The organism is Streptosporangium sp. NPDC050855, assembly GCF_044456585.1.
GTDB classification, from domain to species: domain Bacteria; phylum Actinomycetota; class Actinomycetes; order Streptosporangiales; family Streptosporangiaceae; genus Streptosporangium; species Streptosporangium longisporum.
In genome coordinates this window covers 304,987-326,295 of the sequence record NZ_JBITFY010000008.1, presented here as the reverse complement: position 1 = coordinate 326,295, position 21,309 = coordinate 304,987, and the positions used below count along the sequence as shown (strand labels likewise).

Genomic DNA, 21,309 nt, shown 5'->3' with positions numbered 1-21,309 from the left:
GGCCGGGGACGTGCGCGCCCGCGCCGCGCGGCTCGTCCGCGCGTTCCGCACCGGAGGGGCGGCGTGATGGCCGGTAAGGACGTGCGTGCCCGCGTCGCGCGGCTCGTCGACGGGCACCGCTGGGCGGCCGGGCCCACGATCGTGAGCACCCTGGCCAGCGGCACCGCGGCGGCCACCACGCTGGTCATCGCCAGGGGGATCGGCGCCGCCGCGTTCGGCCACTTCACCGTCGTCCTGTCGATCGCGCTGATCGCCACCGTCGGCATGCTCACCAGCCTCAACTACGTCATGTTCCAGGAGCTGCCGCGCGCCGAACCGGCGGACCGGCCGGCCCTGGTGACGACGGCGCTCCTGTCGACGCTGGTGCTCGGGACGGTCCTGTTCGCCGCCGGGATGCTGGCCGCGCCGCTGCTGACCGCGGCGCTCGGCGTCGACACCCGTACGCTCGCCTTCGGCCTGGCGCTGGCGCTGTCGATGACCCTGAACCAGCTCACCGAGAGCTTCCTGCGCGGGCTGAAGAGGTTCACGCTCGTGGCCGGGCTCAAGCTGGCCGTCGCCGTCGTCTACCTGACCGGTTCGGCGTACTGCCTGCTCGCGCTGGGGATCGAGGACGCCGAGGTGTACCTGGGCGCGCTCATCGTGACCAACCTCGTCTTCGCCGTCGTGGCCGTGGCCGGGTCCGGGGTGGCGCCGCGCTCCTGGTCGCCGGCCCTCGCGAGGTCGCTCTACCGGCACGGCGCGTACGTGACCGTCATCGCCACGTTCACCGCCGTGCTCTTCGGCGTCGACGTGATCTTCCTCAACCACTGGGCCGGACGGGCCGACGTCGGCGTGTACTCCCTGTACAACGGCTTCCCCAAGCGACTGCTCGGCGTGGTGTTCATCGACGGGATCGGCCTGGTGCTGCTGCCCATGATGGCCACGATGGCCAAGCCCGCCCTGATGCGCAGGATCGCGCGGCTCGCCCCGGCCGTCGCGGCGGCCACCGCGGTCTTCTCCTTCGCGGCCAGCCTGGTGTTCTTCCTCGTGATGGGCGAGGAGTACCCGTACTCGGTCGGGCTGATGGCGCTGGCGGCCGTGGGCATCGGCCTGCACACCGTCTTCAACCTCTACTTCGTCGCCCTGTCCATGGACGGGGTGCGGGGCGCCAAGGTGTTCATCGCCTGTCTCGCCGCCGGGACGCCCGCCGCGCTCGCCTGCCAGGCGGCGTTCATCGCCTGGTGGGGGCTGGTCGGCGGGCTGGTGGCGTTCGCCGTCAGCAATCTCATCCTGGTGGCCGTCGTGGTGGTCGCCGTCGGCCGGGTGTACCGGCCGGACGGCCCGGTGGCGGTCACCCCATCCACCCGGGAGGCCGAGCGATGAGGATCGCCTGCGTCATCAACCAGTATCCGCCGAACATCACCGCCGGGCTGGGCCGCTACGTCGAGCTGATCACGCCGTACCTGGCCCGCGACCACCGGCTGGCCGTCTTCACGCTCAACGACGGCAACCAGACCGTGCACGAGCGGGGCGACGGCGTCACCGTTCACCGCCCGCGCGGCCGCGTCCTCGGCGCGATCGGCCGGCGCCGGCGGCTCAACCGCACCCGGGGCGCCGAGTTCGCCCTGCTCGCGCTGAACGTCGTGGTCAGCAACTGGCGGTACTTCCTGCGGCTGCGCCGTGCGGGCCGGGACGAGCGGCCCGACCTGGTCGCCGTGCACGACTCGACGAACTTCCTGTGCGGACTGCTCTGCCACTACGTGCTGCGGCTGCCGGTCGTCTTCCACGTGCACACCACCGAGTACGGCGTCGCGGCGCAGCGCACCGTCAACGACCCGCTGAACGTGTTCGCCGCCGTCGAACGGTGGCTGGCGCGGATCTCCCGGCGGGTCGTCGTCGCCACCCCGGAGGTGCGCGCGGAGCTGATCGCCGCGGGCTGGGACCGGACGCCGATCGACGTCGTGCGCCTGGGCGGCACGTACGAGCGGGTGCTCGCCGACCCCGCGTTCGACCGCGACGGGCTCCGCGCGGGGGCCGCCGCCCTGCGGGCCCGGCTCGGCATCGCCGCCGGGGACCCGGTGCTGCTGTTCGTCGGCCGCATCGAACGCCAGAAGGGCGTCTACCCGCTGCTGGAGGCCATGCGGACGATCGCGCCCGCCGTTCCCGGCCTGCGCCTGGTGATCGTGGGGGAGGGCGACGACGCGGGGGTGGCGCGGATCGTCGCCGAGACGGGCCTGGAGGGGCGTGTCCTGACGTCCGGCGGGTTCGTCGACGGCCGGGCGCTCCTGGAGTTCTACGAGATGGCCGACGCCTGCGTCTTCCCCTCGCTCTTCGAGCCGTTCGGCCTGGTGGCCACCGAGGCGATGGCACTGGCCAGGCCCACGATCCTCGGCGACGGGTTCTCCCGCATCTTCCTCGGCGACCCCGACCGTCCCGCCGTCCGTTACGTCCGGAGCGCCGACCCCGGCGACATCGCCCGCGTCGTGATCGAGGTCATGACGGACCCGGAACTGCGCCGTACGCTCGGCGCCCGGGGGGAGAGGTTCGTCCGGGAGAGCCTGAGCTGGAGCAGGGCGGCCGACGAGACGCTCGCGGTCTACCGCGCCGTGCTCGAAGGGACGCCGGCCGGGCCGGGACCGGTGCGCTCCTCCTGAGCCGCAGGGCACGGGTCACGGCCGGGCCGGCGTGGTCGTGCCAAGGCGTCGTGCGGCGAGGGCGAGGACCGCGACGGCGACCAGCGTGAACAGCACGTTGCCGGCGCGGGCGACGACCGGATCGGTCGTGCCGACGATGGGCGTCAGGAGGAAGCCCGACCACGCGTAGGCGACGACGGCCCCCGACGCGGCGGCGAGGACGTGCGCCGGCCCCCACCCTCGCCGGTGGCCGTACCGTCGGAGCGCGGCCACCGCCGCGACCTCGGCCGACAGGCAGACGACGACGCTCACCCAGCCGGGCAGGTGGTCGGCGCTCTGCCGGACGACGCTCGCCAGCAGCAGCGAACCCGCGAGGACGAGCACGGGCGACGGGACGGAACCGGGCAGGCGGGACGTCACCGCGCCCGGCCGGACGGCGAACGCGGCCAGGACGAGCACCACGGCGGCCACCGCGGTCGCGATCATCTGGGCCGCGGAGGGACGGAACATCGGCACTCCGGTACCCGTCCACGTCGAGTAGAGCGTCCCGGCCCCGTAGAGCGCGACGGTGAGCAGGAACACGACGGAGGTGACCACCAGGCCGCGGGTGCGCAGCCACGGCACCCGCGCCCGGTCCGGGAACAGGGTCTCGGTGAGCGCGATCGGCGTGCAGATGCTCCAGACGACGTGCAGCGACAGCACGTAGACCGTCCACTCCGCGCCCATGCCGAGGAAGGGCAGGGGCGACTCGTCGAGCAGACGGTAGCCGGCGAAGTCCGGGTTGAACAGGGACATCGTGGCGAAGCCCTCCTCCAGCACGCCGAAGGCCCCCGCCAGCAGCGCGATCGTGGGCCAGCCCCGGCCGGTGCGCCGCGCCAGCTCACGCACCAGCAGGGCCCCGCAGCCGTAGAGCGGGACGAGGACCACCACGAAGCCCACGGAGGTCAGCGCGATGTCGCCGAGCAGCAACTCCGCCACGAACGGGGCGAGCAGCAGCAGGGAGACGACCGGCGCCCACCGCCGTCGTCTCGGCTCCGGCGCGTCGTCGGCCGGCCGGGTTCGGGGAACGGGATCGGAGGGGGACGTGTTCTTCGACATCCGTTGTCCTCACGGAAGACGGTCTACGGCGACGGGGCGGCAGGTCGGATCGCGCGGTCGCGCGGTCGCGCATGGACGCCATCGGCATCGGCGTCGTCGACCTGCCGGATCGCCGTACGGACAATGAACAATCTATTCCTCGGCACCCCCGCGGACCCGGCAACCGGGTTGCGTCGTACGTCGCCGATGTTGCGTTTTCATCGGCTCGGTTCTCCGGCCGCCACGACGGGGTGACGGCGTTCCCCGGCGGGGAAGGTGCGCGGTATGACAGCGGGATCGACGTTCGCCGGCGACCGGAGTCCCGGGTGGGCGGGACATGCCGTGGTGTTCACCGTCGTCGTGGCCCACGCGGGCCTGCAGGTCCTGCTCCACGCCGCGGGACAACGGACGTCCGGGGCGCTGGGTCCGGCGGCCGAACTGGTGTTCAACCTCGTCGTCGACGGGCTCCTGCTGCTCGCACCGGCCCGCCCCCGGGCGGTCGGTGTCCTGGTCGTCCTCGCCGCCGTGATCGCACGGGTCGCCGCTCTGGCCGCACCCGGGCTGCTGACCTCCACCGACGCGCTCTACGCGGGCCCGGTGCCGCTGGCGACGCCCGTCGCGGTGTGGATCCTGGTCTACCTGTGGCCCACGCCCACGCCCACGCCCACACCCACGGCCTTCGCCTGCGTCGGCGCGCTGGCGCTGCTGAACGCCCAGCCGTGGGCGCCGACCTGGACCGGCCTCTACGTCGGTGCGGTCTACGCCGTGCTGCCCGCCGTGATCGCGATGTACGTGCGGGCGCGGGCGAGCCTGCTGAGCTCGCTGCGCGAGCGGGTCGAGATCGCCGAACGCGAACGGCATCTGCTCAACGAGCGGGCCATCGTGGCCGAACGCCAGCACCTGGCCGCCGAGATGCACGACGTCGTCACCCATCACGTCACCGAGATCGTCCTGCACGCAGGAGCCCTGCGGACGTCGACCGACGACGAGGCCGTCAGGGCGGCGGCACGGCGGATCGGGGACCTCGGCTCCCGGACGATGGTCGAACTGCGGGACCTCATCGGTGTCATGCGGAGCGGCGAGCGGGCCGCGCCGGCAGGGGTGACCTGTGACCGGGACTGCCGCGGGACGGCGGCACCCGGGACCTGTGGCCGGGACCGCCCGCGGAGGGCGGCACGGAGCACGGACGACCGGGGCGGGGACCTGGCCGAGCTGACCGGCTCCGCCGGGGCGTCGCTGCACGTCGGCGGCGATCCCGGCACGGCGTCTCCCGCGATCTCCCGTGCCGCGTACCGGGTGGTGCAGGAGGCGCTGACCAACGTCCGCAAACACGCACCGGGAGCCCGGGTGACCGTCGACCTGCGTCACGGTGCCGACGCGGTGCGCGTCGAGATCCGCAACACCGCGCCCACCGAGCCCGCCGATCCGTCGCTGGTCGCCAGCGGATCGCGTACGGGGCTGGCGGGCCTGCGGCGCCGGGTGTCCCTGCTCGGCGGCACCCTGCGGAGCGGGCCCACCGAGCAGGGCGGGTACCTGGTCACGGCGAGCCTCCCCGCGCTCGCCCCCGCCGCGAGCCCCGGGCTCGCCCCCGCCGTGAGCCCGGTACGGACGGCGGAGCCCTCGTCGGCCTTCTCGGCGCGTCCGGCACGGATATATACGCTTGGGGACATGACCACCCCCCGGCGGGCCGGGCCACCCGACGACACCGGCCCGGCCGACGACACCGGCGTGTCGCCGGTGATCAGGGTCCTGCTCGTCGACGACGACCCGATGGTCCTCGGTCACCTGCGGACCATCCTGGGATCGGCCGCCGAGATCGACGTCGTCGGTGTGGCGTACGACGGGGCCGAGGCCGTCGAAGAGGTGCTGCGCGCCCGCCCCGACGTGGTGCTGATGGACATCAGGATGCCCGGGGTCGACGGTGTCACCGCCACCAAGGAGATCAACAGGCTGCCGGGGCCGCCCGCCGTCGTGGCGCTGACCACCTTCGACTCGGACGTCCACGTGCTGGAGGCGCTGGAGGCGGGCGCGGTCGGCTTCCTGGTGAAGACGACACCGCCCGAGGACCTGCTCGGCCTGATCAAGGTGGTCGCGGGCGGGCACAGCGTGCTGTCACCCGTGGCCGCGCGACACCTGCTGGAGCGGTCGGCCCGCGCTGCGGCCGGCCGGGAGGCCGCGCTCGGCAGGATCGCCGTGCTGAACGACCGGGAACGCCACCTGCTGGGCCTGGTCGGGCAGGGCCTGACGAACCGGGAGATCGCCGCGGACCGCTTCCTGTCCGAGACGACGGTCAAGAGCTACGTCTCCAGGCTGCTGGCCAAGCTCGGGCTGGCCAACCGGGCCAACGCGGTGCTTCTTGCGCACGAGGCCGGTCTGGCGGACGGTCCAGGCGTGAAGGACGGTCCCTCTCCCGGATGACGGTGACGCCCCACCGGCTCGCCCCGAGGTCAGGCGAGCCCGTCCAGCCTGGCGGCGTCGTCCTCGTCCAGCCGCAGACCGGCCGCGGCGACGTTCTCCTCCAGGTGGGCGACGGAGGAGGTCCCGGGGACGGCGAAGGTCACCGGGGAGCGGGCCAGCAGCCAGGCGAGCACGAGGAGGTGGAAGCGGTTCTGCACCGCGGCCACGGTGGCCGGCTCGCGAGCCTCGGCGGGCTGGGCGGTCTCAACCCCGCGTCGCGCCGGCCCGGCCCGGCCTAGAGGGTCTCGGCCACGGGACGACGGCCGCCGAGACGGGCGGGAACGGAGGTGAGCGCCGCCACCGTGAGCACGGTCGCCGACACCAGGGCGAGCAGCTGCCAGGGCGAGGGAGCCGCGACCCTGCCGCCGTCACCGCCGGTGATCGCGTTGATCGCGGCGAACAGCGCGGGACCCCCCGGGAAGACGCCCGCGACGGCGCCCGCGAGCGCGGGCAGCACCTGCGCGGCCGCCAGTGCCGCGCTCACCTCGCCGGGGGTCGCGCCGAGGGCGCGTGCCAGCGCCGACGAATGCCGGTTGTCGAGCACCGTCGCCCAGGTGACGGCGACGGCGTTGACCGCCGCCAGGCAGAGCAGTACGACCGTCCAGACCAGGAGCACCCGGCGCAGCACCTCCACCTGGGCGCCGTCGTACGCGCCCGCGAGCGGCTGGGCGGCGAGGAAGGCGTCGAGCACCAGCAGGACGTACATCCCGCTGACCGTGATCGCGATGCTGACCGCGCCCAGCACGGTCCGTCGCGGCCGGCGGGCGGCGACCCGCAGGGCCAGAAGCAGCGGGACGGGCAGTCGCGCCGAGACCGCGATCAGCGGGCCGACGCGGCGGGGCGGGCGCGGCGCGTCGGCCAGCGCGGCGACGGTGCTGGAACGGGCGGCGCGCACGACCGGGACGATGGTCGCGGCCACCGCGACCCCGAGTGCCACCGCGGTCACCGAAACGGCCGTGGACACGGTCATCGACGGCGTGCCCGCGCCGCCGACGAGGCCCGCGCCGGGCCCGGTGAGCAGCGGGGCGGCCAGCGATCCGGCCACCAGCCCGGCCGCGGCCGCGACGACGGCCACCAGGACGTACTCCGCGAGCAGTACGACGGCGATCAGGCCCGGTGTGCCCCCGGCCCCCTTCAGGAGCCCGACACGCCTGGTCTGGTCGGCCGTCCGGCCGCCGACCAGCACCGAAAGACCGGCCACGGCCAGCAGACCGAGCAGCCAGGCCCCGATCAGCAGAAGGATCTGGGAGTCCGCGGCCAGCTCGGTGGCGTCGTCGCGGATGTCCTCCCAGGTCTGCATGAGAGCGGCGCCGCCGTGTCCACGCTGGTGCGCGTCGACGAACGCCCGGGCCTCGTCCGCGTCGGCCAGCCTCAGGTTCATCACGTAGGCAGGGGAACCCGGATCCGGGGTGAGGCTCCGCAGGTCCGCCCGGGTGAGCCAGACCAGGCCCGGCTCGTGCAACAACCCCGCGGGTTGTCCGGCACCGGCCGGGTCACCGGGAACGACGTCGCTCATGCAACCGGCCGGGACGATGCAGGACGCCCCCGGATAGGGCGACAGGGCTGCGGTGACCGCCGTGCCGACGACCGTGAACGACCGGCCGTCCAGGGTGACCGGATCACCGACGCGCACGTCGAGCGCGGCCGCGAAGGCGGCCTCGACCACCACGCCACCGTCGCCGACCCAGCCGCCCTGCACGATCTCGGGCTGGTCGACCGGCGCGGGCGCGGTGTCGCGTCCCACGACCTGCACGTCCGAGGTCCGATCGGCCGCCCGGAACTTCGCGGGGACGACCGGGTACGGTCCGCTGTGGCCGACGACGCCGGGGGCACCGGCCAGCTTCTCCAGTTCCGCGAGACCGGGAAGCCTCGCGGTCCGGTCACCGCCGACGACGACCACGTCGGGCCCGCCGGTCGCCTCCCGGGTGCTCCGGTACGGGTCGGCGGCCGCGTCCCGCAGGACCAGCCCGAGCGTCAACGTCGTGGTGGCCGCCATGATGGCGAGCAGCAGGAGCACGGTCTCGGCGCGGCGCCGCCGCAGGTCGCGCACGGCGAGGCGGCACACGAGCAGGATGCGGCCCATCGCCGTCAGTCCTCCAGCCCGGCGAGGGCGCCGAGCCGGCCGGTGGTGCCACCGGTCAGCCTGGTCTCGTCCACGAACGCGCCGTCGCGCATCGAGATCAGCCGGTCCGCGGTGGCGGCGATCCGCGCGTCGTGGGTGACGATGACCAGTGTCTGGCCGGCCCGGTGCAGGCCCTCGAAGAGCCGCAGGACGTCCATGGTGGCGGCGCTGTCCAGATTCCCGGTCGGTTCGTCGGCCAGGACGACCAGCGGTTCGTTGCTCAGCGCCCGGGCGACCGCGACCCGCTGCCGCTGGCCACCGGACAGCGCGGAGGGCAGGAAACGCGCCCGGCCGGCGAGCCCGACCTGCTCCAGCAGCTCCTCCGCGCGCCGTCTGGCGGCTCGCGGCGAGCGTCCGGCCAGCAGCGCGGACAGCTCGACGTTCTCCACGGCCGTGAGCTCCTCCATCAGGTGGAAGGACTGGAAGACGAAGCCGACGGCGGTCCGCCGCATCCGAGCCAGGGCCTTCTCGCCTATGTCGTCGATACGACGGCCGTTCAGCGACACCTCTCCGCCCGAGGGGCGGTCCAGCCCGCCGAGCAGATGCAGCAGCGTGGACTTCCCGCAGCCGCTCGGCCCCATGATCGCCACCGTCTCTCCCGCTGCGACGTCGAGATCGACCTCGTCGACGGCGCGCACCAATCCCTCCCCCTCGCCGTACTCCTTTCGCAGCCCGCGGGCGCGAAGCAGGGGCGTGCCGGTGGCGTTGCTCACGATCCACTCCTTCGGTGGGTCCAGTTCTTCTCGCACGCCTCGAGCCAGTGCAGGTCGGCCTGAAGCCGGAGCACGACGCCCTCCAGCAACAGCGCCGCGTCCGAGTGCTCGGGCTCGGCCATGGCGGCGCGCTGGGCGTCACGCAGTCGCCGCAGCAGCTCGCGGCGCTGGGCGTCGAGGAGGGCGAGCGGGTCGGCCAGCCGGGCCGACGCCGCCGCGATCAGCTTGAGATGGAACTCCGCGAGGCCGGGTTTCGGCCAGCTCACATCGGCGATCCACTCGGCGACCCGCTCCCGGCCGTCGGGGGTGAGCGCGTACACCTTGCGGTCCGACCGGTCGGTGCCGTCGGCGGACCTCTCGACCGCCAGCAGGCCGGCCTTCTCCAGCCGGGTCAGCGTGACGTAGATCTGGCCGGCGTTCATCGCGTCCCCGAGAGGGCCGAGCGCGTCGCGCAGCCGGGCGCGCAGCTGGTAGCCGTGCGACGGCTCCTTGGCCAGCATGGCCAGGACCACTTCCTGCTGCATCGCGCCCTCCTATAACCGTTAGCCCCTATGTCTAACGGTTATCCCCTCTGACGGCAAGTCCGTACGGCGCGGGTGACGTTCATGGAACGTTCCATGGAGGCGGGACGAGTGTTCCGGGACGTGTCCGCGAGGGAGCCGACCGGGTCGTCAGAGTCGCCAGGGTCGTCAGAGTCGCCAGGGTCGTCAGAGTCGCCAGGGTCGTCAGAGTCGTCAGAGGGACGGGAGGAGGGACGGCCGCGTCATCCTTCCTCCCGGCGCGACGACCTTCCGGTGCACAGCGCGTCGAGCCGCTCCAGCGTCGTCGACATGCTCTCGATCCACCAGGAAGGGTCGCCGTCCAGCTCGGCGCGCTTGTTCTCGGTCAGGCGGGAAGCGTCGAAGATCTCGGTCACGATCGTCGCCCCGGGGCCGTCGGGGACGAGGTCGAACACCCACCGATGCCCCCACCGCGCCTCGGGCGAGGACGCGTCCGGGTGGCCGAGCCCGGACTCCGGCTCCCAGCCGATGCGACGGTCCGGTTCGTACTCCACGACGTGGTTGTTCATCTCGTAGTCGCCGTGCAGCTCGTAGTACATCCTCATGACGAAGACGTCCCCGGCGCCGGAGATCACCGCGTCCGAGGCGGGCCCCCGCAACATCCCGGAACCGTCCAGGTCGAGGTGCCGCGTGGGATCCGTCAGGATCCGGAAGATGTCACCCGCCGGAGCCTCGATGCGCCGGGACACCGCTATAGGCTCGTAGGCCGCTTCCGTCATCCGCACGTCCTTTCCGACCGTGGAGCATCGTCCGACCACTCGTGCGTGGATGCTACGCGGGGGGTACGACAATCCGGCCGGTAGGCCCTGCTCGAACCTCGTGGACGGCCGGTGCGCGGCCCGCGCGCGGCCCGTCCGCCGCTCAGCCGCGGCCGGTACGCCGGTAGTGGCGCATGGCCTTGGCGCGGTTGCCGCAACCGGCCATGGAGCACCAGCGACGCGTGCCGTTCTTCGACACGTCGTAGAAGTGCAGGATGCACTCGGGGTTCGCGCAGGGCCTGACGCGCTCGGGCCGGTCGGCCAGCAACCGGAGGAAGTCCTCGACCGCCGTCCACGCCGGTCCCCACGACGGCAGGTCGACCCGGACCTCGGTGGCCGGCCCGTCCGGTCGCAGCGAGCGGTGGATCCGGCCGCGGTCCAGCACGGCGTTCGCCGCCCGGAGCGCGTCGTCGCCGAAGGCGGGCACGGTGCGGACGAGACCGTCCAGGGCCGTCCTGGCCTGGAGCAGCCGGTCGAGCGTGTCCTCGTCGGCGGGCGCGTTCATCTCGCCCAGGGCGTCGCGCACGGGCGCGGAGCCGAGCCAGATCGCGAGCCCGCCGACACCGTCCAGCAGGTCGTGATGGCCGGCGGCGTCGATCCAGCGGGTGTTGAGCAGGTCGATCGACAGGGGCTCGCCGGTCAGGGGCCGGGGGTCCGCCGGGAGGTCTCGCGGCACTGAACTGGTCCTTGGGAACGGGGCTGGTCTGGGTTGACGTCCCCATCCTAACCCCTTACGAGCAGATGACAGGTTGACGCTCCCGTACCTAACCCTTAAAGTCCTTTTCAGTGGTTGCGGGAGCGTCTCGCGACCTCGACCTAGGGCATGTGACGACTTTGAGCACAATCACGAATCTGGTGACGGGGCACGTCGGGCTGAACGTCACCGACCTGGAGCGCTCGCTCGCCTTCTACCGCACGGTCTTCGACTTCGAGGTCATGGCCGAGGGCAGCGAGACCGACCGCCGCTGGGCCTTCCTCGGGCGGGACGGCCGGCTCCTGGTCACCCTGTGGCAGCAGAGCGAGGGCACGTTCGGCGTGAACACCCCGGGCCTGCACCACCTGTCGTTCCAGGTCGACACCATCGACGAGGTCAACGCGACGGCGGAGGTACTGCGCGGCCTGGGCGCCGAGTTCGCCTACGAGGGCGTGGTCCCGCACGGCGAGCAGGGCGTCTCCGGGGGCGTCTACTTCACCGACCCCGACGGCATCCGCCTGGAGATCTACGCGCCCACCGGCGCCGACCCCGCGGCCGCCCCCGTCCCCGGCGCCCCGACCTGCGGCTTCTTCTGAAAGGACCGTCCCGCGGAGCACCCCTTCCAAAGGACCGCCTCGCGGCCGTACGACTCACGGAGAAAGGATCACCGTGGCCACCTACCACAGCGGCGAGATCGCGGTACAGAACCGTGCCGGGCTCGGCGAACAGGCCGGCTTCTCCCTCGGCGGTATCGGCGAGACCGTGCCGGAGGTGGCCGCGGCGTTCCTCGCCGAGCAGCCGATGATCGTCGTCGGCGGCGCGGACGCCTCGGGACGGGTCTGGGCCAGCCAGCTCACCGGCCCGCCCGGGTTCCTGCGCACGCCCACGCCCCGGGTCCTCACCGTCGGCGCGCTCCCAGCGCCCGGCGACCCCCTGGAGGACGTCCTGGCCGGGGCCGCCGGGCACCACGGGTCCGTCCCGGTCGGCATGATCGCCATCGAGCCCGCCACCCGGCGGCGGATGCGGATCAACGGCCGCGCCGTCGTCGAACGCGACGGCCTGCGCGTCGACATCGACCAGGTCATCGCGAACTGCCCCAAGTACCTGCAGAAGCGGGACCACCGCGTCCTCGAACACGACGCCGAGGCGGCTCCGGTCCGTACCGTCACCGACGGCACCGCGCTCGACGCGGCTCAGCGGCGCGCCGTCCGCGAGGCCGACACCTTCTTCGTCGCCACCGTCTCCGACCGCGGAGACGCCGACGCCTCGCACCGCGGCGGCAACCCCGGCTTCGTCCAGGTGCTCTCGCCCACCCTGCTCCGCTGGCCCGACTACGTCGGGAACGCCATGTTCCTGACGCTGGGGAACCTGGTCCTCAACCCCGCGGCCGGCATCGTCCTCCCCGGCTGGGAGACGGGTTCCGCGCTGCACCTCACCGGGACGGCCCGCACCCTGTGGGATCCGGCGGAGGCCGCCCGGATCCCCGGAGCCCGGCGCCTGGTGGAGTTCTCGATCGAGGCCGTACGGGAGATCTCCGCCGCGAGCCCCCTGCGGTGGAGCGCCCCGGCCTACTCCCGATTCAACCCGCCGGTGCGCTGAGCGTCTTCCGCTCGGCGCGCGGCGTACCCGACCCCGTAATGGAGCCACCCGTGCAGATCACCGTGGACATGAACCTCTGCGAGAGCCACGGACAGTGCGTCTTCGCGGCGCCCGGAGTCTTCTCGTTCGACGACGACGACCACCTGCTGTACGACGCCACCCCCGCCGACGCCCTGCGGGCCACGGTGGAGGCTGCCGCGGCGAGCTGTCCCGTCCGCGCCATCGGCGTCACCCCCCGGTGAACGCGACCACCGGCCGGCTGGTGATCGTCGGAGCCTCGCTCGCCGGTCTCAGGGCGGCGGAGGCCCTGCGCGCCGGCGGCTTCACCGGCGACCTCACCATCGTCGGGGACGAACCCCACCTGCCCTACGACCGGCCACCGCTGTCGAAGCGGATCCTGACGGCGGACCCGGCGCACGACCCGGCACCCGGCCTGACGTGGGACAACGACCTGCCGCTGCCGGACGGCCTGGACGCGCGGTGGGAACTCGGGCGTCCGGCCGTCCGCCTCGACCCGCGGGAGAGGACGGTCACCCTCGCCGACGGCACCCGGCTGGCCTACGACGGCGTGCTCGTCGCGACCGGCGCGACGGCCCGCGGCCGGCCCGACCCGGACCGCGGGGTCCTCACCCTCCGGACCCGGGACGACGCGCTGAGGCTGCGGGCCGAACTCCGTCCGGGGCGCAGGCTCGTCGTCGCCGGCGCGGGCTTCCTGGGCGGGGAGATCGCGGCCGCCGCCCGCACGCGCGGCCTGGCCGTCACCCTGGTCGAGGCCGCGAGCCTGCCCCTGGAGCGGGCGATCGGGTCGGTCCCCGGCGCGTTCGTGGCCGAGCTGCACCGCCGGGCGGGCATCGACCTGCGGACCGGCACCACGGTGACCGACTTCCTGTTCACCCGTAGCCGCCTGTCCGGTGTCCGCCTGTCCGACGGCACCGAGACGCCCGCGGACATGGCCGTGCAGGCACTCGGCGCCGTACCCGCCACCGGCTGGCTGGCCGGGTCCGGCATCGACATCGGCGACGGCGTGCGCTGCGACGTCCACCTGCGCGCCCTGGCCCCGGACGGGACCGTCGTGCCGGGCGTGGTCGCGGCCGGCGACGTCGCCCGCGTCCCGCACCGCCTCGCCGGCGGGACCTCGATCGTCCTCGGCCACTGGACCAACGCCGCCGAGCAGGGCGCCGCGGCCGCGCACACCCTGCTGAACCCGGACGAGCCCCGCCCGTTCACCGGCGTTCCCGGCTTCTGGTTCGACCTGCACGGCGCCCGGATCCGGTCGGCGGGCCTGCCCGCCCTGGCGGACGAGGTGCGCGTCCACGAGCACGACCTCCCGGGCCGGCACCTGGAGGTCTCCTACCACCGGGACGGAAGGCTCGTCGGAGCCCTGACCGTCGGCCGTACCGGCAGGCTCGTCCCCTACCGGCGCCGGCTGGAGGCGGCGAGCCTTGACCCGGCGTCGTCCGCGGCGCACGGACGCGCCCACCCCGCGCGGGTCCGCTCGTGACCACCCGTCACGACTCGTCGGGACGGGGAGCCGCGGCTCATCGGGACGGGCACGGCCCTGCCGGTCATCGGCGGCCGGTCGGACCCGGGTCGGTGACCTGGTCGAAGAGGTCCGGATGGTGCCAGGGGAGGGTGACGGGCTCGTCGGGGACGTCACCGGCGAGCAGGCGTTCCAGCAGGTCCGCCAGGCCGAACGGGATCACCTGTTCGTCGGTGCTCCGGAGCTCGGGCAGGGACCACCAGCGGAAACCGTCGATCAGCGACCGTTCGTGATCCTCCATGCCGGAGACGTCGACCTCCAGCTGTCGGCCGCGGAGGAAGAAGAAGGACTCGCGGGAGAAGAACAACCGGCCGTCGGCCCTGCGCCAGTGACCCTCGGCGGCGGCCACGACGTGCCCGAGCTCCTCGGGCGGGACCGAGTACCCCGTCTCCTCGCGGAGCTCTCGTGCCGCGGCGTGGTTCAGGGGCTCGCCGTCGTTGATGCCGCCACCCGGGGTGAACCACGAGTACTCGGCGGCATCCGTCATCCCCAGCCCGCGATAGAGCAGGATTCGATCTTCGCCGTCGACCAGCAGGATGCGCGCGGACGGTCGGAGGGTCACGTCGGGCATGACGATGATCCTAGATGCCGCCGCGGAGGGGCGGCCATCGCGATCCGGCCGCGACACCGGGAACGCCACTCCGGCGGGAAGGCCGCTCCCATGGAAAGGCCCCTCTCACAGAAAGGCCCGATCGCACGAGGACGACCCGTCTCACGGGGAGGCCGTCACGCCCGGCCGGACGACGCCGGCGACGGAGGCCACCCGGTCACGGTGCCAGCGGAGCAGGCCGGTGAAGGCCAGCCCGGAGGTCACCACGCCCCCGACGACCCGTACCCAGTGGCCGGTCTCGAACTCGGCGGCGACGGTACGCAGGTAGGCGGCGGAGTGGGTGCCGACCGGGTCCACGAACATGATCGTGTTGCGCGGCCAGAAGAAGAGCGCGGAGAACAGGAACTCTGCGCAGACGAACACGACCGTGGCGGGGACGATCCACCGGCGCACCGACGGCGTACGCCAGGTGAGCAGGGACGCCAGCACGGCGCCGATCACGGTGGTCAGCCCGAGCGGCGGGAAGAAGTCGGACGGACCCGCGGCGACGATGAACTCGCGGGTCAGGACGAGCGAGGCGGGCGGGTCCCGGAAGATGTTCGGGTAGAGCATCACGGTCTCGGCGATGACACCTCCCATCGAGATCATCGAGGTCCATACGAGCACGATCAGGACTGCGGTCGTCACACGCGGCGCGCGGATCATCAGGGAACTCCGTTCCGTCCGTTCGGGTGGTCGGTCGTCCGGGGACGGGACGAGTGGTCGTTCGTCCGGGGACGGGACGAGGCTAGGAGGCGGCGGGGTGCCCGGTCGTCCGGCCGGGATCCCGTCCCGGGGTCGCCTCCCGACGTACCGGGACGCCCGACGGATACGCCCGCAGACGGCGGTGCCGGACGGTGCGCCTTTCGTACACTGCCCGGGTGCAGACAGTGCGGATCCACGCCCGCGTCGCCGACGCGGGTGTCGGAGCGGCCGTCACGGCCGTGGTCACCGTCGCGATCGCCGCCGACCTCGACGCCGGCCTCGGTGGCGGCCCGGCACCACCGGTGGCCGCCTACCTGTTCGCGCCCGCGTTCGGCGCGCTGATGCTCCTGCGGCGGCGCTTCCCGGTCCTGGTGCTGCTGGCCACCACCGCTGGACTGATCGGGTACTACGCCGTGGACTTCCCGCCGATCGGCCTGGCGCTCCCGCTGGCCGGCGCGCTGTACTCCGCGGCCGAGGCCGGCAGGTGGCGGTGGGCGGCCGGGGTGACCGTGGCGACGATCGCGGTGTCCGGCTTCTTCAGGCTCCGTGAGGGCGACGACCCCGGTTACCTCTTCGGGCAGGAGCTGACCTCGGCCGCGGCGCTGATGATCGCGATGATCACGGTGGGCGACGGCATCCGTACCCGCCGCCTGCTCAGGGCCGAGATGCGCCACCGGGAGGCGGCGGCGGCCGAGGAGCGGGAACGGGTGGCGGCGCGCAGGACCGAGGAGGAGCGGCTGCGCATCGCCCGCGAGCTGCACGACGTCCTCGCCCACACCGTCACGGTCATCTCGGTGCAGGCCGCGGTCGCCGCCGAGGCGCTCGGTGACGATCCGCCCGCGGCCGGGTCCGCGCTGGAGGTCATCCGGCAGGCGAGCGGGAACGCGATGAAGGAACTGCGCGCGACCCTCGGGCTGCTCCGCGAGGGAGGCGGGGTGACGACCCCGCTCGCGCCGGTCGGCGGGCTGGCCCAGCTGGAACGGCTGGCCCGCACCACGAGCGAGAGCGGGCTGCCGGTGACCGTGCGGGTCCTGGGCGAGCCGGTGACGGTGCCGCACGTCGTCGAGGCGACGGCCTACCGGGTAGTCCAGGAGTCGCTGACCAACGCGCTGCGCCACGCGGGCGCCACCGCCGCCGAGGTGGTGGTCCGCTACGGGGACGAGCTGCGGGTCAGCGTGACCGACGACGGCCGCGGCGGCGAGCCCTTCGCGTCCCCCGCTGACACCACCGTCCCCTTCGCTGCGGACGTCGCCGCCGGGAAGGACGCCGCGCGGGGCGTCACGAGCGGTGGGTACGGTCTGCGCGGCATGGTGGAACGGGTGGAACTGCTCGGCGGCACGGTCCGGGCGGGCGGCGGAGGCGGCGGGTTCCGGGTGGACGTCACGCTCCCGCTCGCGGTGACGGACCGTCCCGCCGCGGACATCGTCCCCGCTCCCGCCGGGCCTCCCGTCGAGACCCCCGCCGCGAACACCTCCGCGAACACCGCCGTGAACACCACCGTGAACACCACCGTGAACACCACCGGGGGAGCCCGGTGAGCGCCGGGACGCCGATCCGGGTCGTGCTCGTCGACGACCAGCAGCTCGTCCGGGCGGGTTTCCGGGCGCTGCTGGAACGGGCACCGGACATCGTGGTCGTCGGCGAGGCCGCCGACGGTGAGGCGGGTGTGGCGCTGGTCCGCGCCGAGCGTCCCGACCTCGTCCTGATGGACGTGCGGATGCCCGGCCTCGACGGTGTCGAGGCGACCAGGCGGATCGTCGCGGACGAGCGGTTGCGCGCGGTCCGGGTGATCGTGCTCACCACCTTCGACACCGACGAGTACCTCTTCGCGGCGATCCGGGCGGGCGCGGCCGGTTTCCTGCTGAAGGACGCCGGGCCCGGTGAGCTCCGGGAGGCCGTGCGCACCGTCGCCTCCGGGGACGCGCTGCTCTCGCCATCGGTGACCCAGCGGGTCCTGAACGCGGTCGCGGCGTCGTCGGAGCGGTTCGACGCCGGCCTGATCGCGGGGCTGACCGAGCGGGAACGCGAGGTGCTCGCCGAGGTCGGGGCGGGCCGGTCGAACGCGGAGATCGGCGCCGTGCTCTTCATCAGCCCGGCCACCGCGCGCACCTACGTCAGCCGGTTGCTGGCCAAGCTCGACGCCCGCGACCGCTCCCAGCTGGTCGTCATCGCGTACGAGAGCGGCCTGGTCCGTCCCGGAGGGGCCTGACCGCCCGGTTCTCTCCCGACCGTCGGACTCTCGTCTGACCGCCGGGCTCTCGTCTGACCCCCCGGTCCTCGTCTGACCGTCCGGTTCTCTCCCGACCGCCCGGGCTCTCAGGTCCCGCCGGGGGTGATCCCGTACCTGCGCAGCCGGTCGGCCTCGCCGGTCCGGCCGAGCCGTCTCAGCAGGTCCGTCACCTGCCGCAGGGCCCCGGGGATCCCCAGCTCGGCGGCCCTGAGATAGGTGAGGACCGCCCCGTCCGGACGGCCGACCTCGCGCAGCAGGGCCGCCGACCAGACCAGGGCCTCCAGGTCGCCCGCCTCGGTACGCGCGTCCAGCCAGGCGATCGCCTCCTCGGCGCGGCCCGTCTCGCGCATCAGGTCCACCGCGTACCCGAGGGCGGCTCCGTCGCCGTGCTCGGCGCGGGCCCGCAGCCATTCGACGGCCTCGCCGGATCGTCCGGTCTGGTGCAGCAGCGCGGTGAGCCGCTCGAGGGCGTCGAGGTCCCCGTCCCCGGCGCGGGCGCGCAGCCAGGTGACGGCCTCCTCGGTCCGTCCGGACTCCTGGAGGAGCTCGACGGCCTTCCACAGGGCGTCGGTGTCGCCGTTCCCGGCGCGGGCGCGCAGCCAGGCGATCGCCTCCCCGGTCCGGTCCGCCCGCTGGAGCAGCTCGACCATCCGCCAGCCCGCGTCGGTGTTCCCCGCCTCGGCGGCGCGGCGGTAGGCGGCCAGGGCCTCGCCGGTCCGGCCCGTCCGCTCCAGCAGCTCGACCATCCGCCAGCCCTCGCCGACACGGCCGGCCCCGGCGGCGCGGCGGTAGGCGTCCAGCGCCTCCTCCCACCGGCCCTGCCCGTACAGCAGGACGGCCATCGGCCAGTGGGCACCGGCGTTGCCCGCCTCGGCGGCGCGCCGGTGGGCGGCGATGGCCTCCGTGACGCGTCCCGCCTCGCTCAGGAAGGAGGGCACCAGCTCGACGGCGTGCCGGTCACCGTCCCGGGCGCGGGAGGCCAGCCAGGCCACGGCCTCCCCGGTCCGGCCGGTGTGCCGCAGCAGCCGGGCCGCCTGTTCGAGCGCGAGGTCGTCACCGGTCCGCGCCCGTGCCCTGAGCCGGGCGATCGCCCGGTCCACCTGCCCGGTCTGCCGCAGGAGCCCGACCATCCGCCAGAAGGCGTAGGTGTCGCCGTCCCGCGCCCGCCCGGTCAGCCAGCCGACCGCCTCCTCGGTCCGGCCCCGCCGCCGGAGCAGCTCGACCAGCTCGGCGGTGGCGCGATGGTCGCCGCGCTCGGCGCGGGCGCGCAGCCAGGTGACGGCCTCGTCGGTACGGTCCGCCTCCACCAGCAGCCGGACCGCCTGCCGCAGGGCGCGGTGGTCGCCGCGCTCGGCCAGGCCCCGCGTCCGGGCGATCGCCTCCCCGGCCCGTCCCGTCCGCACCAGCAGGGCGACGGCCCGTTCGAGGGCGTGCCGGTCGCCCGTCTCCGCGGCGCGCAGGTAGGCGGTGATCGCCTCCTGCTCGCGGCCCGTCCGCAGCAGCAGGGAGCCCAGCCACGCCGGGGCGTCCAGGTTCCCGGCCTCGGCGGCACGCCGGTAGACGGCGAGGGCCCGCTCGGGGTGTCCCGCCCGGTCCAGCAGGGCCGCCGCCCAGCCGAGCAGACCGGCGTCGGCCTCCCGGGCGAGGTCCCGCGTCAGGACGACGGCCTCGCCGATCCGTCCCGTCTCCACCAGCAGCTCGATCGCCTCCCTCAGCGCGTCGGTGTTCCCGGCCTCGGCGGCGCGCCGGTAGGCGGCGATCACCTCCTCGTGGTGCCTCACGTCGCGCAGCAGGGGGGTGATCCGGCGCAGGACCCGGGCGTCGTCCAGCCCGTCGTGGGCCCGCAGCCAGGCCAGCACCTCACCGGCCCGTCCCGCCTCCCGGAGCAGGGTGATCGCCTGCCCGGCCGCCTCCGGATCGCCCGCGGCGGTGGCGCTCCCGTACAGCCGGAGGGCGTGGCGGTGCAGGCCGCGGGCATGGGCCTGCACGGCCACGGACAACTGCTCTCCGGGGGCTGCGTGCAGGATCAGCGCGTCCCACACGGCCGCGGGCACCGGACGCGTACGGCGACCGGCGCGGCCGAGCTGCTCCAGGTGGTCCGCCAGCCGGAAACGGGCCGGTACGCCGGGAAGGGGACGAACCGGGACGAGCGGGCCGCCGACCCCTCGATGGCGCGCGCAGGCGTGGGCCATGGCCCGGTCGAACCAGTCCCGGGGCAGGTCCTCCTGCTGCGGACCGGTCAGGTAACCGGGTGCGGCGGCCCTGAGCAGGGCGTCCGGCAGGACCGGGCCGTGGCCGGCGCGCCTGGCGTCCATGGCCGCCTCGATCAGGGCCCTGACCGGCGCGGGCGCGTCGCGGTAGCGCTTGACCAGGGCGGGCGCGCCGGCGAGGTACTGGGCGATCCGGCCGTCACGGGCCTGGGCGTACGCGCGCGCCAGCCGAGGGTCGCGCGCCGTCGCCGCGCGCACCGCCTCCAGCGCGGGCCCGGTGAAACGGCCGGGCACGTGGACCGCGGTGCCGGTCAGCAGCGCCCGCGCCCGGGCGTGGGGGTCGGCGGGAGCACGGGAAGGGCCGCCGACGGAACCGCCGGCGGGGCCGTCCGCGGCGGTACCGGTCGCGGCACCGGCGGGGGCGGCGGTCAGCGCGGTCCAGTACTCCGGCCAGATGGTGCCCAGGACCAGTACGGGGCCGCGTTCGGGGTCGCGCACCAGGGCCCGCAGCCCGGCGGCTACCCGCTCGCCCTGCTCGTCCGGGGTGAGCAGGTGGAGCTGGGAACGGTCGAGCCACACGACGGTCCTCGGCGTGACGAAGGCCAGAGCGTCGGCGGTCTCCTCGGGACGGTCCCGGTCGGCCGGTCGCCACAGCCGCCACCCGCCGGGCAGCAGCCGTACGGCCTCCCAGCAGGTCCGGGTCTTGCCGGTGCAGGAGTCGCCGACCAGCATCGCGATGCCGCTCTGCCCGGCCGCCGCCCGCCGTACCAGGGCGGCCAGTTCCTCGTCGTGCCGGCGCGGTACGTAGACGGGCAGTCCCGGCGGGCCCGTCGTCCCGGCTCCCCGGCCCTTCGTCCCGGCCCCCGGATCGGTCGTCCCGGTTCCCGGGCCGGTCGTCCCGGCCCCCGGGCCCGCCGTCCCTGTTCCCGGGCCGGTCGCCTCGGGCCCCCGGTCGATCGACGGGTGCACCCCGAGCGCGAACGGGTCGGTCAGCGAGCGGATCGGCACCCCCGCCGCGACGGCCAGGCGGCTGCGCGCCCACAGCTCACGAGCCCGCCCGGCCGCAGGACCGGGATCCTGCCCGGCCAGGCGGGCCAGCACGGTGACGACGGCGATCACGTCGGCCTGCACGGGAGGCGGCCGGACCGAGGTCAGCATGTGGTGCACGGCGTCGGGCCCGGGAGCGGCGGGAAGGCCGTCGTCGGCGACGATCATGGCTGCGACGGCACCGGGAGCGGGCGCGCCGGCCTCCAGGTACAGCTCGTACAGCAGATCCTTGAGCTCGCGCAGCGGTCCCGGGGGGATCCTCGGGCGAGTGACAGGGCGCGACCCCCGCCGGACCCGGCCGCCGCTCTCATCGCCGCTCATCGCAACATCATCACCCTTTATGAAGGGTGTTAAAGGATTAAATCAAGAATACGCATCCAGAAGAACGTCTTATCC

General features: G+C 74.2%; 19 protein-coding genes. 9 read left to right on the top strand and 10 right to left on the bottom strand.

Annotation, left to right across the window (positions count from 1 at the left end):
* Positions 1–66: 66 nt before the first annotated feature.
* Together ACIBCT_RS18630 and ACIBCT_RS18625 are read left to right on the top strand one after the other, a co-directional pair.
* The gene (locus tag ACIBCT_RS18630; protein ID WP_399190008.1) at positions 67–1,362 is read left to right on the top strand and encodes a lipopolysaccharide biosynthesis protein; all 1,296 of its coding nucleotides are present in this window, start codon (positions 67–69) and stop codon (positions 1,360–1,362) included.
* The gene (locus tag ACIBCT_RS18625) at positions 1,359–2,633 is read left to right on the top strand and encodes a glycosyltransferase family 4 protein (protein ID WP_399190006.1); all 1,275 of its coding nucleotides are present in this window, start codon (positions 1,359–1,361) and stop codon (positions 2,631–2,633) included. Before ACIBCT_RS18630 ends, ACIBCT_RS18625 begins: the two co-directional genes overlap by 4 nt.
* Positions 2,634–2,648: 15 nt before the next feature.
* On the opposite strand, the gene ACIBCT_RS18620 is transcribed toward ACIBCT_RS18625, so the two are convergent.
* Entirely contained in the window at positions 2,649–3,710 is a 1,062-nt protein-coding gene (locus ACIBCT_RS18620; RefSeq protein WP_399190004.1) for a hypothetical protein, read from the bottom strand.
* 264 nt (positions 3,711–3,974) lie between these two features.
* Here ACIBCT_RS18620 and ACIBCT_RS18615 point away from each other — a divergent pair, with 264 nt between their 5' ends.
* Positions 3,975–6,107 (top strand): response regulator, encoded by a 2,133-nt coding sequence (locus tag ACIBCT_RS18615; RefSeq protein WP_399190002.1) that lies wholly within the window; start codon positions 3,975–3,977, stop codon positions 6,105–6,107.
* Between the two features lie 29 nt (positions 6,108–6,136).
* Here the strand turns inward: ACIBCT_RS18615 and ACIBCT_RS18610 are convergent, their stop codons facing one another.
* The 6 genes from ACIBCT_RS18610 to ACIBCT_RS18585 form a co-directional block, all read right to left on the bottom strand.
* Positions 6,137–6,304: an aldo/keto reductase gene (locus ACIBCT_RS18610; protein ID WP_399189999.1), complete on the bottom strand. Its 168-nt coding sequence runs from the start codon at positions 6,302–6,304 to the stop codon at positions 6,137–6,139.
* A 77-nt stretch (positions 6,305–6,381) separates the two neighbouring features.
* A complete protein-coding gene (locus ACIBCT_RS18605; protein ID WP_399189997.1) occupies positions 6,382–8,229 on the bottom strand; it encodes an FtsX-like permease family protein in 1,848 nt (615 codons plus the stop codon).
* A gap of 5 nt (positions 8,230–8,234) precedes the next feature.
* Entirely contained in the window at positions 8,235–8,981 is a 747-nt protein-coding gene (locus ACIBCT_RS18600; protein ID WP_399189995.1) for an ABC transporter ATP-binding protein, read from the bottom strand.
* Positions 8,978–9,505, bottom strand: coding sequence for a PadR family transcriptional regulator (locus tag ACIBCT_RS18595; protein WP_399189993.1), 528 nt, complete (start codon positions 9,503–9,505; stop codon positions 8,978–8,980). The genes ACIBCT_RS18600 and ACIBCT_RS18595 overlap by 4 nt, the downstream gene beginning before the upstream one ends.
* 239 nt (positions 9,506–9,744) lie before the next feature.
* A complete protein-coding gene (locus tag ACIBCT_RS18590; RefSeq protein ID WP_399189991.1) occupies positions 9,745–10,260 on the bottom strand; it encodes a hypothetical protein in 516 nt (171 codons plus the stop codon).
* A gap of 142 nt (positions 10,261–10,402) precedes the next feature.
* Positions 10,403–10,975 carry a CGNR zinc finger domain-containing protein gene (locus tag ACIBCT_RS18585; RefSeq protein ID WP_399189989.1) on the bottom strand — a complete coding sequence of 191 codons (573 nt, stop codon included), beginning with the start codon at positions 10,973–10,975 and terminating at the stop codon, positions 10,403–10,405.
* A gap of 158 nt (positions 10,976–11,133) precedes the next feature.
* Here ACIBCT_RS18585 and ACIBCT_RS18580 point away from each other — a divergent pair, with 158 nt between their 5' ends.
* The 4 genes from ACIBCT_RS18580 (at position 11,134) to ACIBCT_RS18565 (ending at position 14,093) form a co-directional block, all read left to right on the top strand.
* Positions 11,134–11,589 (top strand): VOC family protein, encoded by a 456-nt coding sequence (locus tag ACIBCT_RS18580; RefSeq protein ID WP_399189987.1) that lies wholly within the window; start codon positions 11,134–11,136, stop codon positions 11,587–11,589.
* 73 nt (positions 11,590–11,662) lie between these two features.
* Positions 11,663–12,592, top strand: coding sequence for a pyridoxamine 5'-phosphate oxidase family protein (locus ACIBCT_RS18575; protein ID WP_399189985.1), 930 nt, complete (start codon positions 11,663–11,665; stop codon positions 12,590–12,592).
* 50 nt (positions 12,593–12,642) lie between these two features.
* Complete coding sequence (locus tag ACIBCT_RS18570; RefSeq protein WP_399189983.1) at positions 12,643–12,834, top strand: ferredoxin; 192 nt, start codon at positions 12,643–12,645, stop codon at positions 12,832–12,834.
* Positions 12,831–14,093, top strand: a complete 1,263-nt coding sequence (locus tag ACIBCT_RS18565) for an NAD(P)/FAD-dependent oxidoreductase (protein WP_399189981.1) — start codon at positions 12,831–12,833, stop codon at positions 14,091–14,093. Before ACIBCT_RS18570 ends, ACIBCT_RS18565 begins: the two co-directional genes overlap by 4 nt.
* A 64-nt stretch (positions 14,094–14,157) precedes the next feature.
* On the opposite strand, the gene ACIBCT_RS18560 is transcribed toward ACIBCT_RS18565, so the two are convergent.
* The gene (locus tag ACIBCT_RS18560; RefSeq protein WP_399189978.1) at positions 14,158–14,703 is read right to left on the bottom strand and encodes an NUDIX hydrolase; all 546 of its coding nucleotides are present in this window, start codon (positions 14,701–14,703) and stop codon (positions 14,158–14,160) included.
* 141 nt (positions 14,704–14,844) lie between these two features.
* Positions 14,845–15,369 (bottom strand): hypothetical protein, encoded by a 525-nt coding sequence (locus ACIBCT_RS18555; RefSeq protein ID WP_399189976.1) that lies wholly within the window; start codon positions 15,367–15,369, stop codon positions 14,845–14,847.
* Between the two features lie 233 nt (positions 15,370–15,602).
* On the opposite strand from ACIBCT_RS18555, the gene ACIBCT_RS18550 reads away from it, so the two are divergent.
* Positions 15,603–16,964 (top strand): sensor histidine kinase, encoded by a 1,362-nt coding sequence (locus tag ACIBCT_RS18550; protein ID WP_399189974.1) that lies wholly within the window; start codon positions 15,603–15,605, stop codon positions 16,962–16,964.
* On the top strand, positions 16,961–17,635 hold the full coding sequence (locus ACIBCT_RS18545) for a response regulator (protein WP_399189972.1): 675 nt from the start codon (positions 16,961–16,963) through the stop codon (positions 17,633–17,635). The genes ACIBCT_RS18550 and ACIBCT_RS18545 overlap by 4 nt, the downstream gene beginning before the upstream one ends.
* 107 nt (positions 17,636–17,742) lie before the next feature.
* On the opposite strand, the gene ACIBCT_RS18540 is transcribed toward ACIBCT_RS18545, so the two are convergent.
* Positions 17,743–21,234 carry a hypothetical protein gene (locus ACIBCT_RS18540; protein WP_399189970.1) on the bottom strand — a complete coding sequence of 1,164 codons (3,492 nt, stop codon included), beginning with the start codon at positions 21,232–21,234 and terminating at the stop codon, positions 17,743–17,745.
* Positions 21,235–21,309 lie beyond the last annotated feature (75 nt).

Excerpts from the sequence above, each read along its gene's own strand:
- ACIBCT_RS18560 (WP_399189978.1), bottom strand. The coding sequence starts at position 14,703 with ATGCCCGACGTGACCCTCCGACCGTCCGCGCGCATCCTGCTGGTCGAC.
- ACIBCT_RS18620 (WP_399190004.1), bottom strand. The coding sequence starts at position 3,710 with ATGTCGAAGAACACGTCCCCCTCCGATCCCGTTCCCCGAACCCGGCCG.
- ACIBCT_RS18540 (WP_399189970.1), bottom strand. The coding sequence starts at position 21,234 with ATGAGCGGCGATGAGAGCGGCGGCCGGGTCCGGCGGGGGTCGCGCCCT.
- ACIBCT_RS18625 (WP_399190006.1), top strand. The coding sequence starts at position 1,359 with ATGAGGATCGCCTGCGTCATCAACCAGTATCCGCCGAACATCACCGCC.
- ACIBCT_RS18605 (WP_399189997.1), bottom strand. The coding sequence starts at position 8,229 with ATGGGCCGCATCCTGCTCGTGTGCCGCCTCGCCGTGCGCGACCTGCGG.
- ACIBCT_RS18630 (WP_399190008.1), top strand. The coding sequence starts at position 67 with ATGGCCGGTAAGGACGTGCGTGCCCGCGTCGCGCGGCTCGTCGACGGG.
- ACIBCT_RS18590 (WP_399189991.1), bottom strand. The coding sequence starts at position 10,260 with ATGACGGAAGCGGCCTACGAGCCTATAGCGGTGTCCCGGCGCATCGAG.
- ACIBCT_RS18595 (WP_399189993.1), bottom strand. The coding sequence starts at position 9,505 with ATGCAGCAGGAAGTGGTCCTGGCCATGCTGGCCAAGGAGCCGTCGCAC.
- ACIBCT_RS18615 (WP_399190002.1), top strand. The coding sequence starts at position 3,975 with ATGACAGCGGGATCGACGTTCGCCGGCGACCGGAGTCCCGGGTGGGCG.